The organism is Arthrobacter sp. L77, assembly GCF_000816565.1.
GTDB lineage: Bacteria > Actinomycetota > Actinomycetes > Actinomycetales > Micrococcaceae > Arthrobacter_D > Arthrobacter_D antioxidans.
This window is the reverse complement of sequence record NZ_JWSU01000001.1, coordinates 306,184-319,758: the sequence shown is the minus strand read 5'-3', so window position 1 is coordinate 319,758 and position 13,575 is coordinate 306,184. Positions and strand designations below refer to the sequence as shown.

The following is a 13,575-nucleotide window of genomic DNA, read 5'->3' as shown; positions in this document are numbered from 1 at the left end:
TCGGGAGGACATCCACCCCGGCGGAAGGCAGCACATGGCAGAGGGCACCAGCACAGCGGCGGACACACGGCACGGGGTGCTGTTCGACGTGGACGGCACCCTCGTCGACTCCAACTACCAGCACACCATGGCCTGGTGGCAGGCCTTCCGGCGGTTCGGCCACGACGTGCCGCTGGCCGAGATCCACCGTGCCATCGGGATGGGCGGCGACAAGCTCGTGGCGCACCTGCTCGGCGACGACCGCGACACCGGCCAGGACGCCGACCTCGACGCCACGCACAGCGCCCTCTTCTCGAGCTACTGGCCGGGCCTGCGCGCCTTCGAGGGCGCCGGCGACCTCCTGCGCCGCTGCGCCGACCACGGACTGACCGTGGTCCTCGCCTCCTCCTCCTCGCAGCAGGAGGTGGCCGTGTCCCGCGGCATCATCGGCGCCGACGACGCCATCAGCGCCGCCACCAGCTCCTCCGACGCCGAGAACAGCAAGCCGTCCCCGGACATCCTGGCGGCAGCGCTCGAGGCCGGCGGGCTCGACGCGGCGAACACCGTGTTCGTCGGCGACTCGATCTGGGACGTCAAGGCCGCGGCCGCACTGGGGATCCCGTCGGTGGGGCTCGCCTCGGGCGGCACGAGCGAGGCGGAGCTGCGGGAGGCCGGGGCGGTGGAGGTCTACAAGGACATCAGCGCCCTGCTCGACGCGTTCGAGGACGGACCGCTGCGCCGGCTCGCGGCGTCGTAGCGGGGCGTCGTAGCGGGGCGTCTGCGGAAGATCAGGACGTCGGTGAGGGCGTCGGTGCCGGCGGCGCGATGTTGCGCGCCGGTGCGTGCCGGCTGGCAGGCGGGCGGCGCAGCAGCGGCAGGTGGAGGATGGCGCTGACGAACAGGTAGCTGCAGCGGGTGCTTGCAGTGAGCAACCAGCGGATGATTCTGATCATCGCGGGCACAGGCCAGACCCTCCCTCCTGCCGGAGGAGGGAGGGTGACGGGGTGGTGGGAGCAAGCGCTTACTTGACGGCTCCCCGAAATCCGCGCAGGATTTGCGTCCATGGGCGACTCGCACGAGGAAATGCTTCGTCACTACGAGCCGGGCGGACTTCTGCCGCGAATCGTGGCGGGGTTGCAAGCTCTCGGCAAGGACCTGGACTCGCTCACGCACGAAGATCTCGCGCCGGCCGACGAGTTTCACTCCGCGGGACGTTCGGCCACGCGCGCATTGGTGGAGCTTGCAAAGATTCCGCCAGGATCGCGAGTGCTCGACGTGGGCAGCGGGTTGGGCGGCCCGGCGCGTTACCTCGCCGCAACTTTGGGTTGCGACGTGACAGGCATCGATCTCTCGCCTGAATTCTGCGGGGTGGCCAACGCCCTTTCTCGGATGACGCGGTTGTCCGATCGCACCCGCTTTCAGGCGGGTGATGCCCTGGAGCTTCCGTTCGCCGCGTCCAGCTTCGACGTGGTGTGGACGATACAAATGCAGATGAACATCCGGGACAAGCGCCGCCTGTATTCCGGGATCGCCCGGGTACTCAGGCCGGGCGGGCTGTTCGTCTGCCAGGAAATCTGCGCTGGGAACGGCGAGCCGATCGAGCTTCCGGTCCCATGGGCGAGCCGCCCCAACCAGAGCCATCTGGCCGATGCGGAATCCCTCCGCGGGTTGATCCGCGGTGCAGGTCTCCTGGAGCGCACCTGGCGCGACATTACCGCCGACATCGTGGCGGCGCGCAAGGCACAGCAGGCGAAGGCGCAAGCGTCGGGTGCGAGCGGCTCCAGCGCCCCTCCTCCGCTTGGAATGCATCTCGTGCTGGGAGAACAGGCAGCCGTCAAGATGAGTAACTCCGGGCGCAACACCGACGCCGGGCGCACGGTGTTCATCCAGGGCGTATTCGACAAGCCTTGCTAGTGGTCCGATCCGCTGATCCCGTTGGAAAACTCTGTCGAAAGCACGGGCGCGGCGAATCTCCATTGATCGTCCGGTCAAAGGGCACATTCCGTCACGACGACCGAAGTTCGCCCGCTGAGGGATCGGTGGATTCTGGCGGTCATCGCAACAGGATGTCTCCGATGACTTCGATCGGTGGGACGCTTGGAATTACCGTGATTCGTCGGCTCGCGCAGCGTGCCCAGGGGTCGCTGCGGTAGGAGGAGTGCCGTGCGACCCCGGCCATCGCGAGCGGGTGTGCGCCCTGTCCGAGGAGGGCCGCGACGCCGCCGACCAAAGTGGAAAGGCCACCGTGGACCTGCCAGACGACGCCGTCGGGTTCGAACAAGCCTGGCCCCTCCCCGACCAGAGCAATGTCGCGCACCCAGTCCGGTGCCCCGGTGGGGTCTCCGGAGACCCGGGCACGGAACGCGCTGCGGACGCGGTGAGCAAACTCGGCGGGGCGCAGGATCGAGCTCACAGGCATGATGCTCCAACGACGGTAGGTCGGGTACGACCGACGCCCCGGACAGGACTCCACGACACAGCGTAGAACACGGCCCTGACACGGCGATCGACGCGGGGACTCAGAGACTGGACGGATGCCCGCGAATCGGACCACCAAGCCAAGTGGCCGAATGCGCCCTCCCATAGTCAGAAGAGCGTCGGCGCTTCGGAGTCGATGCCGGTAAGCAGGGGGCGGATGATCGGCTCGTTCCATCCGTGCCCACACTGCACCTCGTTGGGCGTCGTTGCTTTTAGCGTCCCTTCCGCATGGACCCCAGCGTGCCCTAGATGCCGAAGGAGGACTAGAGCTACTCCCTCTCCAACAACACCTTTCGTTCACCGATCCTTCTGCGGGCGGTTGCAACGACAGCGACCGAGGTCCTAGGTGGAGTAACGGGTGCCCTCGTCGTAGCTCGTCCCGACTACCCAACTGAAATAGATCACTCCGTTTGGGAAGCGATCCTGAACCTCGTCGGCAAGGCTGCTCGCCTCCGCTTCCGTCTCGAACACACCCAAGATAGTGTTGTGCGGCGTTTCGTCCTGGCACACAATCCATAGTGTTTGGCCCATCCTGTGAGCTTAGGACCCAGTATCACCGAGCCGCCCTTAGCTCCGCTTAGAGAGATCACAACGGGACCCTTGACCGCGTGGCGCCCGTTGGTGCCGATCGGCTAAACGTACTGTTACTTCACTACGCTCTCGCCTCAATAGAAGGCCCAACCCCTGACCGCTCCTAGACTTCTTGCAGTCATCGTCTGCCTCGGGCTGATACGTACACAAGCCGCGTATTCCGGCGGCGGCTCTGCACAAAATGGTCCTCTCTCCGCAGGAGGGGACCCTTCCGAGTTGTGCATAGTGCAGCCTCCTCAAGGAGCTGCAGCAGTTGGCAATGTCGTCGTCAATGAGGGGGATGAAACACTCATTCTGAAGGACATTTCACTCGTTGAGGCGAATAACCTCGAGTTGCTTGACGGCTACATATTTCCCATAGATGGAGAGAACGGTTTCGTCCTCGGGGCGGGATCAACGGAACCTGAGGACCCACAGGAAAAGGCTGCATGGGCGACCGCGCAACAGCCCGGTCTGTTCGAATTATCCCCGGACGCCGCCGCGAACGTTGTAGTCGCCGTCGACAAGACGACCGAAGCGCAAGGAACAGCGGAGGGAATTCGCGTGACCTACTCCATTGACGGTCAGCAGTACACGGCTGACACGACGATGACCATCGAGCTTGCCGCTACCACCTGCTTCTGAGCACCCAAAGGGCGGTTTGTGACCCATCCCGCTTCTGGAACATGCGTCCCCGAGGAGGATCGCCATCCGGTACGGCTTGTTGGAGTCACACAAGAAGCTCTGAAGCTAGCGGTTACGTCGGATATGACGGCGGGCCCTTGCCATCGGTGCATAGCACCACCCCCTGTCGCCGCCTACCGGTTGGGTCACAAGGCGACGCGATGGACTGCCTGGAGGCGCCGCGAATAACGATTTGCACACCTCGCCCTCGCGCTATACCCGGAGTGATCACTCGGAGGTAATGTCCGCCTCGGGGGATGAAGCAGGGCAGGGTTCTTGCCGGGCGATTCCTCGTCGTCCACGCCACCTCGTCCCAAGGAATTACGTCCGTGACCAAGCTGCCCTCCCTTCTCGCCCTCGCTGCGATCACCGCTCTTCTCGCAGGCTGTTCCAGCCCTGCCGACGAGCCTGCCGCGGCTCCTGACGCTGCTGCCACGACTGGTTCGGCATCGCCCAGCGCCACCGCGAAACCATCCGTAGCACCGTCCGCCTCACCCTCAGCAACAGCGTCTGCCGCGCCGTCGACCGAGTCGGCTCCGCCAGCAGAGGAGGCAGCGCCCGAAGTTCCCGTGGCACCGCCGGCCGTCGAGGCGCCTGCCATGCCGCCGCTGGCTCCGCCCGTAGCACCATCCATCGAGCCGGCGCCCGCGCCCGACGTTGTGGCACCGCCGGCCGTCGAGCCCGAGGTGCCCACTACCACCGTGGTGACGCCTCAGCGCGAGTGGGGCGCGGTGCGCGCCACCGTCACCCAAGGGTCCTCGTTCACGATCATCGGCAGCGATTACCGGCCAGGACAGCAGATCATCATCAACATGGGCATCTACCAGTCCGACGGCATGGTGATGGATGAGCAGGTGGCGATCGCCGACGCCGCGGGGAATTACAGCTTCACGATCTTGGTCGGGGCCGATCTTCCTCCGCGGGCCTATGGCGTCCTGACCTATCACGCGGATGCACCGGGCGGTCCCGAACGTGAGGCGTCGAAGACCAAGGCCATCATCGATGTCGTCGCACCCTAACGGGGAGTAAGTCCCCACGTCATCGGCACATTGGCGCCCGGCCGCACACATCATTCGGCAAGCCAGATCAGATGTCACCTATCCGTGCAGCAGACCCCATCTCCTCAGCACCGATGACCTCGCTCAAGGGTTCTTCGAACCATGTCACCCAGATAGCGTCCACTTCGTCACTACGGACTGATCCGTTCTTGAGCAACAGACTCACGATGGGGCCTGCCTCGAGCTCGTACTCATCGTGGGGCGCACCCTCCGGCGTGCCGGGCTGCAGCCCGTACGGATCCCGTTCGCTGAGCAACGCCAGCACTGACGTGACCGAAGCTTTCCACTTCCGCATACCCGATCGCATCTCACCACGATGCACCAGCGGCGCCCCGCTCAACGATGCCTACACGGGCTGTCCTGGTGCTCCTTGACGAGGCTCTCGCGTTAGCTGACGGCTTGTTGGGTGAGGCGAAGGACGGCGTCTGTCATGGTCTGATCCGCGGGTTCCACGGTTGAGAGGAGGATCGATGCGGCGAGGGGGCCGTTCAGTGCTGTGACTCTCAGATGGTGTGTGGTCGAACCGTACTGGGTGGTGCTGTAGCGGAGGCTGCTGGCACGGTCTCCTATCGGCACTGATTCCACGCTCGTGTAGGAGACGTCATGCGTGAACGCGGCGGTCGCCACGCTGAAATCCATGCAGCGCGGCGGCGATTCAGGGTCGGTGCCGATGAGGTAGGCGGCAAGTCCTTCGGCGTCGGGCGCAGTGAAGATTTCCACGATCAGGTCGACATCGTCGTCGAAATCGTTGCGCCCGATCGCTGCTTCGAGATCAGCCGGCGGTAGGGGCAATGGTGTGTCCGGGGCGCACTCGGAGGGTGTGTACTCCTCGGCCGGGGGCGGCTTTTCGAGGGTCTCCAGGTAGGTGCGGGTCTGGGCTTCCGGGATGACGTAGAGCGGGGCTCCCCGGAGATCGGTGAGGCCGACCATTCGATTGGCCAGACGGTCCATGGGCTCCGCTGTCGCCGGCGCCGATTCACCGACCACGACAGGCGGACCTTCACGTTCCCCGTCGTCGAGAGTGCACCCGGTCGACCCCAGGGCAATGGCCATGATGATGCCTGCGCCGATGAGCGTTTTCCTCCGAATCCCCATGGCTTATCCAACCATGAGCCCGACGCATCGTCCCGAGGAGCTCGAGTTGCCAGTCTCACGTCACGGCATCCGACACACTGCTGTGTCGAACAACCGGGCGGCCCTTCAGCCGGTTTCTGACGTGACCGGAGGAGGATCGGCTTGCGCGACGGTGTGGGAAGGCCGGGGCGCTCGTGCCACGACTCATCCGGCTCACCTACGCGTCCTACGTCGCTGTCGGCACCGCCCTCCGGAGCCCGGATGACGTCTTTCCCCGGGCACGCCGGCGGCGATGAGGGCTGACTGTCAGACCTGTGATGGCACGGGTCACCGATGGGTGCGCGTTGCGAGGAGTCGGCGCTCGGCGTCGTTCGCGGTGAGTTCCAGGGCGCGGAGGTCCGCCGCAAGGGCCTCGTGGTCACGGCCGAGTCGCCTCAGTAGGTGCGCGCGGACGGCGTGCCAGAGGTGTGCACGCCCCAGGTGTGTCTGGAGGGCGTCGACCTCGCTGAGCGCTGCTGCGGGGGCTCCCACCCGATCCAGCGCGACGGCGCGATTGAGCCGCACCACAGGCGATGGGTCGTAGCCGAGGAGCAGGTCGTAGAGAACGAGGACCTGCAGCCAGTCGGTTTCCGCTGCGGTCTCGGCATCCGCGTGGCACGCGGCGATCGCCGCGTGCAGCTGCCAACGGCCGGGGCGACGTAACCGGGCGGCCTGTTCCAGCTCGGCGCGTGCGCGAACGATGAGAGTTTCGTTCCATCTCGACCGGTCCTGATCGGCCAGCAGCACCAGTTCGCCGTCCACGGACCGGGCCGACTCGCGCGCGCGGTGGAACAGCAGCAACGCGAGGAGGCCGTGGGCTTCCGCCTCGCGCGGCAGCGCCGCCGCGATCACGCCTGCCAGCCACAGCGCGTCGTCGGCGAGGTCGCGATTCGGGGTGGCGTCGCCGCCGGCAACGAGATGAGCTTCGTTGTACATCACCGAAACGACCGTGAGAACAATGTCGAGCCGCTCCGCCCGGTCCGGCCCGTCGGGGATGCGCAGCGGGATGCCGGTGGCGCCGATCTTCCGTTTGGCGCGCACGATGCGCTGCGCTGTAGCCGGCTCGGTGCTGAAGGTGGCACGTGCGATCTGAGCAGTGGTGAGGCCGCACACCGCTCTCAGTGTGAGTGCGAGTTGAGCCTCCTGCGACAGTGCGGGGTGGCAGCAGCCGAACAGCAGCGGCAGCCGGTCGTCGATCTCATCGGACGAATCGGTGTCGGCTGGATCCGCAGTCGCATACCCCCACTCGACCTCGGGTGCCATGCCCGCCAGCTTCTCGCGGTAGCGGTCCTCTCTGCGGAGCCGGTCGAGGGCGTTGTGACGTGCAGCCTGGGTGAGCCACCCACCGGGGTTCGGCGGTATCCCGTTGCCCCGCCACGCGCGCAGCGCTTCCTCGACAGCCTCGGCCACCGCCTCTTCGGCGATGTCGAGGCGGCCGAGCGACCCGGCCAAGGAGGCAACGATCCGGCCGGACTCCTCACGCACGACCCGCGCGAGGAGAAGATCGGATGCCGCGGCCCCGCCGCTCGGCCCCGCCGTGGCATCCGATTCGGTCACTGCTCGAGTTGGCTGTAGTCCGTCACCATCGGGCGGATCTCCACGCCGACGCCGGGGAGTTCCAGCCCCGGCCACGTCTTCACCAGGGCGATCGCTGCGTCCATGTCCGGGACGTCGATGACCTGGAAGCCTCCGACAACCTCTTTGGCCTCGGAGAACGGTCCATCGACAACCACCGTTCCGCCCTCCCTGTACTTCACGGTGGTGGCCGTCTCGACCGGCTGCAGCTGCGCCCCGCCATCCGCGATCTGCGCCGCGTTGTCCCCGAACCACTGGTACATGCGGCCGTAGGCCTCCTGCTGCTTGTCCGCAGGTACCTGCGCGTCGAGCGCGGGAATGCTGGTGAACATGATCACGTACTTCACGGTGATGTCCTTTCGTCAGTGAAACCGTTACACCCATACAGCGAACGAGCAAGCCCGTTCTCGACACCGTCGGTGAAATTCTCTTGAGGGCACTGGAGATCCGTCTGGGTGAAGACGACGCGGGTCCGGCGCGGGGGTGTTCGCTAGGGAATCGGCTGACGAACCTGAGCCGATCGGCAGGTGCCGAATAGTGGTCTTGTCCCCGTGCAACTGACGGAGAATGGCTTCATGGTGAGTGCGGCAGAGGCTGAAAGCTTCACGGTCGAGGTAGGCGGGCAATCGCGAACTCAACTCGTCAGAACCCTGGGCGATGCGGGCGTGCAGCTCAACGCGTATGCAGAGGCGTTGCTCGCTCACCCGATGTTTGATGACCCAGCGGGCCGAACGCTACGAATTGTGGAGCGAACCGTAGAGCAACTCGGTCTCCCAGAAGGTGCGGTCCTGTCCGAGGTTTTCGCGGCTGCAAGGAACCAGGGTCTCGAACTTTGCCCCTTGGTGGTCGGACCTTACCTGCGCCTGTCGCTGATGGATCAAGGGAACGCGCCGGATTCAGTGTTGTCAGCAGGTCGCAGCCCGGCCGGAGCGATTCATGTTGCGTCCAAGTCCGTGAGCGAGGACGTGGAGTACCCCAAAGGGTTCTACCTTCGTGTCGTGGACGGCCAACCGTGGCTCAGGGGATACTGCTGCGACGACACGTACGTCTGGGCTCCAGAGCAGCGGGTCGCGTTCCTCTTGCCAGAGAGCGAATAGGGCGCCCATCCCGCAGAGCGATTCCGTAGTGAGACTGCGCGCCATGCGGGGGTACGCCCTCATTGGGTGAGGAACTCGGGCCTGACCTCCGCCACACCACTCAACTCAACCTGGAGCTGCCGGGTGAGGATTTCGCCGGCCGCACGCCAACCGGTGGGCACCGGATCATCTACGCCCCGGTCCCGCCACGTCTGGTTCCACTCGTAGAGTCCACGACTGAGCGCAGATGAGAGCCCCAGATCAGAACCGGTCAAGCGGTACTCGTCCGAAAAGTCCTCCCAAAGAGGCCACCCGGATACCCACTCCGGGAATACGCGGACGACTCGAAGACCGGTCGGAAGCAACGCCTGTAGTCCACGGTTGTGTCTCGCCCTGAGGTACCGGTCCTGCATCTGCCCTCGACGCATCCACTCGCGGGGCGAGCTGGGGGTGTCGTTGTAATCCATGCCCGACAGCCAGATCAGACCACGCATGCCCCGGGAATCATGTTCAACCAGTGCGAGAGCCCACAGCAGTGCATCTTCATTCGACATCTCCGTCGCAGTTTCCAGCGCTTGCTCCACCGTGGCGTCCAGAAGGTCGACCGTGGTGACGGCGTTGCCCGCTCCCTCGAACACGTACACGCGATAGCGGGCATCGTCCCGCTCCCAGGTCGAATCCCGCTCATCCACCTCTATCGCGCGCATCACACCAACCTACGCGCCGATCCCCGTCCACAGAATGCCGATCGCAGCACGATCCCCGAACGCCCAAAAGGTGGTTGGCTACGTTCCGATCTGATCCCGAAGCCGCACCGGTTGAGGTAATCATCCAGTCGGCACCATAGCCTTCGCTCATGAAGCCCGACCGAGCGCCCCGATCCAAGCTGCCCTGGCTCTTGTTCTGCGGGCTGATCGTTCTCGTGAACATCCTGAATCACTGGCTTCGATCCGGGCAGTGCATCGACTACGTACCCGAATCCGGCGCGGTATCGACCTGCTCGTCGGAGCCGGCGCTTGGTTGGCCAGGAACGATTCTCCTCGCACTCGTCGGTCTCATTGCACTTGGATACGGCGTCAGTCGCATGCTTCGGGCGTCCCGCTGACCCATGAACCTACGTTCGATCTCGGCAAAGCCCAGGGCCATGTTGTACATGCCCGCATTCCTGATCGTTGCCGTGTCCACTCCCAGATCCAGACAGATGATCTACCAGCCCTGCCGGTGGGAGTCGCCCAACAGGCGGGTCCCGTCCTCCATGTTCCGGCTGAGCCGATCCAGTCGGAGCGCAGGTCACGGCCGTCAGGACGACTGTGGATGCATACTTCGACTCCTCTCGATCGGGACCGTCGATTCTGCAACGAATGGGGAGTACGGTTGTTTTCGAAATCCTGTGTTACAAGTCATTGGAGCGCTGGGAAGGGGAACTCCCATGAATACGCCCGACACCGAGCCGGACCCGATGAACAGTGCACGCACCCTCCGCCTGGTATGGCCGCAGTGGCAAGGCGCCGGCCGGGACGTGGTTGCCCTGTTGATGCCCGAGGTTCCCATCGAGGAGGCCCGCCGCGCCTACACCGTCGGTAACCGCGTCCTCGAAGCCATCCTGCCCGCGCACAGCGGGCCGACCGAGATCGTCCCGGTCGACGGAGGAAACCCGGATGAGGGGTCCACGGACGGTATCGAGTCGAGGTCCGCGATCATCGCCTCCCTGGCCGCTGCCCTGGAGGCCCTGGGGCGGCACGACGTAGACCGCATCCTCACCCTCGGAGGCGACTGCTCTGTCAGTGTGGCGCCGTTCGCCGCGCTCGCGAACAAGTACGGGAAGGACCTCGCGGTCGTGTGGATCGACTCCCACCCCGACGTCGACACCCCCGACACCGCGTACGACGGGTATCACGCCATGGCCGTGGCGACTCTGACCGGTCACGGTGACCAAGGCATCGTCAGCATGCTCCCCGCGACAATCGATCCGGCCCGGGTTGCGCTGGCCGGACTGCATTCGTGGTTTGAGGACGCCTACGCGAATATCGACGCGTGGGGCCTGCACGCGTTCAGCCCGGAAGACCTGCGGACGACGAGCGAACCGCTTCTGCAGTGGCTCGCCGCTACCGGAGCGAGCAAGGTCGCCATCCATTTGGACGTTGACAGCGTGGACAGCAATGAGGCGGTCCTTGGTTTGGGGATGGTCCCCGATGGTTTGAGCCGGGCGCAGGTCCAGCGCGTCGTCGCGGATGTGGCGGGCGCCGCCGACGTTGTCGGGCTGACGGTGGCTGAGTTCATTCCACGTAACGTCCTGGCCCTTCAGGGTTTGCTTCGCGGCCTGCCGCTCATCACCGCCTGACACAAGGGCACCGTCTCTTCCGTGGGCTAGACCCCTGACCGGCTGTCGTTGCATTCGGCCCGAAGGGACGTGCCGCCGCAGGCCTCGAGACCCGAAGCCCGGAACCCCGTCGTCGCCGCGGTCCAGACTCATGGGAGACCGGCATGCGTCAGTAGGCATCTGCATGGTGGTTTCCTGCCCGCAGGACGGACAGGCAACGGTGGAGGTCAGCTCGGTAGTTATTCTCATCCGTAGGCCTTGCCCCGGAGCCAGGGTTACGGGATCCGGCCCCATTCTCCGGTGGCAAGGAGCGCGGAGTGTTGCGCGGCAGCTCGTGGCGTTAGCGTTCTAATCCGCGTTCCGGCCGGTGCTCCTGGGTGTCTACCAGCGGATCGTCGCCGCGAACCGGGAACCGCCCAAGATTCGCGGGAAGCAGATGATGCAGCCCCTCATCGACTCGATCACCAGCGGTGTCCCTGCCGCACTCATCGAGATCCGCAGGGTCGGCCGAACCCAGAAGCAGCGAGCCGTTGACGTCCTCGCTTTCTTCGACCGACCAGGCACCAGCAACGGCCCCACCGAAGCAATCAACGGCCACCGCGAACACCTCCGCGGCTCAGCCCTCGGCTTCCGGAACCTCACCCACTATGAGCCCTGCAACCTACCGGTGCAGCAGACCCCCACTCCAATCATGGACAGCACGAGACGTGGCAGCCCGAGGATGAACGTCCCGGAATAGATGAGAGCCACTACGGGGTGGTAAGCCACAGGTCATGGATCTTCCTGCTAGTCCTCGCTGGTGAGGAGCCGCCGCCGGGCGCTCAGGAGCTCGATCTCGGGCCTCGCCGCGACGTACCGCTCCACCCGGTCCAGGACGTCCACCACGTGCCGGCGGTCGGCGCCGACGAGGCCGGCCCCGACGAGGGCGCGGCGGTGCAGGTCCTGGTGGCCCACCTCGGCGACGGACAGCTCGAACTTCCGCCGGAGGTCCGCCACGAGCGGGCGCACCACCGAGCGCTTGCCCTTCAGCGAATGCACGTCGCCGAGCAGGACGTCGAACTCGATGAACCCGATCCACATGAGCGTCCTCCTCGTCGTCGTGCCTCCCGGGCGGGCTAGGCCGAATCGCGCCAGACGACGGTCGTGTCGAGCACCTGCACGGGGCTCGGAAGGCCGCGGATCTGGGCCAGCACCAGTTCCGCCGCCGTACTGCCCAGCAGGTCGGCCGGCTGCCGGACGGTGGACAGCTGGGGCCTGGTCCTCACGGCCCAGCTGCTGTCGTCGAAGCCGACGATCCCGACGTCGTCGGGCACCTTCCGCCCCGACTCCTGGAGGGCTGTCATGGCGCCGGCGGCGACGGCGTCCGAGGCTGCGAAGACGCCGTCGATCCCGGGGCACCGGCGCAGCAGCTCCTGCATGCCCTCGAGCCCTGCGGCGTAGGTGTAGAGCGGGTACTCGACCACCAGGGACGCGTCGAAGCGGTCCCCCATCGCGTCGCGGAACCCCGTGAAGCGGTCGTAGCCGGAATCGCGGTCCATGGCGCTGGCGATCATGCCGATCCTCCGGCGCCCGGTGTCCATGAGGCGTCGCGTGATCGCGCGGGCCGCGGCTGCGTTGTCGATCGCGACGTACGGCAGGTCCGGCGTGCCGGGCGGGTGGCCGACGAAGGCGGCCGGCACGCCGATGTCGCGCACCGCGGAGGCGATGGGGTCCGAGGCCCGGGCGGAGACGATGACCGCGCCGTCCACGAGGCCGCCCCTGAGGTAGTCCGCGACCCTGCGGCTGTCCCGGTCGGAGTCGATGATGAGGGAGACGAGCTGGTAGTCCGCCTTCGAGAGCACGGCGTTCGCCCCGAGGAGGATGGAGCCGATGTTGGGGTCCTCGAACAGGAGCGAATGCGGCTCGTGGATGATCAGGGCGATGGCCCGGGACTCCTGCGTGACGAGGTTCCTCGCCGCGGAGTTGCGGACGTAGCCCACCCGCGCGATCGCCTCCTCGACGGCGATGCGCGCCTCGTCGGACACGTACCGTTCACCGTTGACGACCCGGGACACGGTCCCTCGGGACAGCCCGGCCGCGGTGGCGACGTCGTTGATGGTCGCCCGGCGAGAACGGGTGCGGATCGGGGGCATACGTGTACTGTAGCCGAGCGTTCACGGGCTGTTTCCGTGGAGGGGAGTGCCGGCAGAGTACTGTGGAGGAAGTTGTCTAGAAGAAGGCGGCTGTTCCTCCGGCTCTTCTTCTCCTTGCCTCGGCCGCCGTGCCCGGCACCCTGCAGCAGAGCACCATTCCCGATCGGGGCGTGCAGCAATGACCCACCAGGAAGCCCTCCTCCCACGACCTTCCGCGGCCGGATCCTCGATCCGTCCCCCGCACCGTTCCCCCCTGACGCAGCACCTCGAGCACTTCCTCCGGGCCACCACCACCGTCACCACCGACGGAGCGCTGGTCTCCCTCGACGAGCTCGAGGGCCTCTACGTGTACTGGTGCTCCCTGAACGGCCAGGACCCCGCCGCCACCGAGGACGTGGTCTCCGCCCTCGAGCAGCAGGGCGTGGAACCCGTGACCCGCGACGGCGTGGATTACGTCGAAGGGCTTGTCCTGACCGGCGGCCTCGTGATCGACTTCATCCTCGCGTGCGAGTTCACGGGTGCCTGGGGCGATCCGTCGGCCTACGGACCCGCGACGGCGCTGGACACCGGGACGGCCTGCTAGCACGCAC

General features: G+C 66.0%; 16 protein-coding genes and 1 pseudogene. 8 read left to right on the top strand and 9 right to left on the bottom strand.

Annotated features, from left to right (window positions below; all coding sequences use genetic code 11):
* The first annotated feature begins 34 nt into the window (after positions 1-34).
* A complete protein-coding gene (locus RY94_RS01585; protein WP_043440865.1) occupies positions 35-736 on the top strand; it encodes an HAD family hydrolase in 702 nt (233 codons plus the stop codon).
* Positions 737-767: 31 nt separating this feature from the next.
* Here the strand turns inward: RY94_RS01585 and RY94_RS17600 are convergent, their stop codons facing one another.
* Positions 768-911: a hypothetical protein gene (locus RY94_RS17600; protein ID WP_197060562.1), complete on the bottom strand. Its 144-nt coding sequence runs from the start codon at positions 909-911 to the stop codon at positions 768-770.
* Positions 912-1,041: 130 nt separating this feature from the next.
* Between RY94_RS17600 and RY94_RS01580 the strand changes: the two genes are divergently transcribed.
* Positions 1,042-1,893: an SAM-dependent methyltransferase gene (locus tag RY94_RS01580; protein WP_043440864.1), complete on the top strand. Its 852-nt coding sequence runs from the start codon at positions 1,042-1,044 to the stop codon at positions 1,891-1,893.
* Between the two features lie 139 nt (positions 1,894-2,032).
* On the opposite strand, the gene RY94_RS01575 is transcribed toward RY94_RS01580, so the two are convergent.
* Positions 2,033-2,392, bottom strand: a complete 360-nt coding sequence (locus tag RY94_RS01575) for an oxygenase MpaB family protein (protein ID WP_043440862.1) — start codon at positions 2,390-2,392, stop codon at positions 2,033-2,035.
* Positions 2,393-2,799: 407 nt separating this feature from the next.
* Positions 2,800-2,967, bottom strand: a complete 168-nt coding sequence (locus RY94_RS01570; RefSeq protein ID WP_231554370.1) for a hypothetical protein — start codon at positions 2,965-2,967, stop codon at positions 2,800-2,802.
* Positions 2,968-3,264: 297 nt separating this feature from the next.
* Here RY94_RS01570 and RY94_RS17595 point away from each other — a divergent pair, with 297 nt between their 5' ends.
* Both RY94_RS17595 and RY94_RS01565 read left to right on the top strand, forming a co-directional pair.
* Positions 3,265-3,672, top strand: a complete 408-nt coding sequence (locus RY94_RS17595; protein WP_156134970.1) for a hypothetical protein — start codon at positions 3,265-3,267, stop codon at positions 3,670-3,672.
* Between the two features lie 608 nt (positions 3,673-4,280).
* Positions 4,281-4,730, top strand: coding sequence for a hypothetical protein (locus tag RY94_RS01565; protein WP_156134969.1), 450 nt, complete (start codon positions 4,281-4,283; stop codon positions 4,728-4,730).
* Between the two features lie 426 nt (positions 4,731-5,156).
* On the opposite strand, the gene RY94_RS01555 is transcribed toward RY94_RS01565, so the two are convergent.
* From RY94_RS01555 to RY94_RS01545, 3 genes are all read right to left on the bottom strand, one after another.
* Positions 5,157-5,720 (bottom strand): hypothetical protein, encoded by a 564-nt coding sequence (locus tag RY94_RS01555; RefSeq protein ID WP_156134968.1) that lies wholly within the window; start codon positions 5,718-5,720, stop codon positions 5,157-5,159.
* A gap of 450 nt (positions 5,721-6,170) precedes the next feature.
* A complete protein-coding gene (locus RY94_RS01550; protein ID WP_043440853.1) occupies positions 6,171-7,439 on the bottom strand; it encodes an RNA polymerase sigma factor in 1,269 nt (422 codons plus the stop codon).
* Positions 7,436-7,804 (bottom strand): YciI family protein, encoded by a 369-nt coding sequence (locus RY94_RS01545; RefSeq protein WP_043440851.1) that lies wholly within the window; start codon positions 7,802-7,804, stop codon positions 7,436-7,438. The genes RY94_RS01550 and RY94_RS01545 overlap by 4 nt, the downstream gene beginning before the upstream one ends.
* 204 nt (positions 7,805-8,008) lie before the next feature.
* Here RY94_RS01545 and RY94_RS01540 point away from each other — a divergent pair, with 204 nt between their 5' ends.
* A complete protein-coding gene (locus RY94_RS01540) occupies positions 8,009-8,554 on the top strand; it encodes a hypothetical protein (protein ID WP_231554369.1) in 546 nt (181 codons plus the stop codon).
* A 59-nt stretch (positions 8,555-8,613) separates the two neighbouring features.
* On the opposite strand, the gene RY94_RS16550 is transcribed toward RY94_RS01540, so the two are convergent.
* Positions 8,614-9,240 carry a hypothetical protein gene (locus tag RY94_RS16550; RefSeq protein WP_156134967.1) on the bottom strand — a complete coding sequence of 209 codons (627 nt, stop codon included), beginning with the start codon at positions 9,238-9,240 and terminating at the stop codon, positions 8,614-8,616.
* A 722-nt stretch (positions 9,241-9,962) separates the two neighbouring features.
* On the opposite strand from RY94_RS16550, the gene RY94_RS01530 reads away from it, so the two are divergent.
* Both RY94_RS01530 and RY94_RS01525 read left to right on the top strand, forming a co-directional pair.
* On the top strand, positions 9,963-10,874 hold the full coding sequence (locus RY94_RS01530) for an arginase family protein (RefSeq protein WP_197060561.1): 912 nt from the start codon (positions 9,963-9,965) through the stop codon (positions 10,872-10,874).
* 355 nt (positions 10,875-11,229) lie between these two features.
* A pseudogene (locus RY94_RS01525) lies at positions 11,230-11,592 on the top strand (transposase); the annotation flags it as partial.
* 47 nt (positions 11,593-11,639) lie between these two features.
* On the opposite strand, the gene RY94_RS01520 reads toward RY94_RS01525, so the two are convergent.
* Both RY94_RS01520 and RY94_RS01515 read right to left on the bottom strand, forming a co-directional pair.
* Positions 11,640-11,933, bottom strand: coding sequence for a DUF503 domain-containing protein (locus tag RY94_RS01520; RefSeq protein WP_043440847.1), 294 nt, complete (start codon positions 11,931-11,933; stop codon positions 11,640-11,642).
* A gap of 35 nt (positions 11,934-11,968) precedes the next feature.
* On the bottom strand, positions 11,969-12,985 hold the full coding sequence (locus tag RY94_RS01515; protein WP_043440844.1) for a LacI family DNA-binding transcriptional regulator: 1,017 nt from the start codon (positions 12,983-12,985) through the stop codon (positions 11,969-11,971).
* A gap of 178 nt (positions 12,986-13,163) precedes the next feature.
* Between RY94_RS01515 and RY94_RS16545 the strand changes: the two genes are divergently transcribed.
* On the top strand, positions 13,164-13,568 hold the full coding sequence (locus RY94_RS16545; protein ID WP_052273806.1) for a hypothetical protein: 405 nt from the start codon (positions 13,164-13,166) through the stop codon (positions 13,566-13,568).
* The last annotated feature ends 7 nt before the right edge of the window (positions 13,569-13,575 follow it).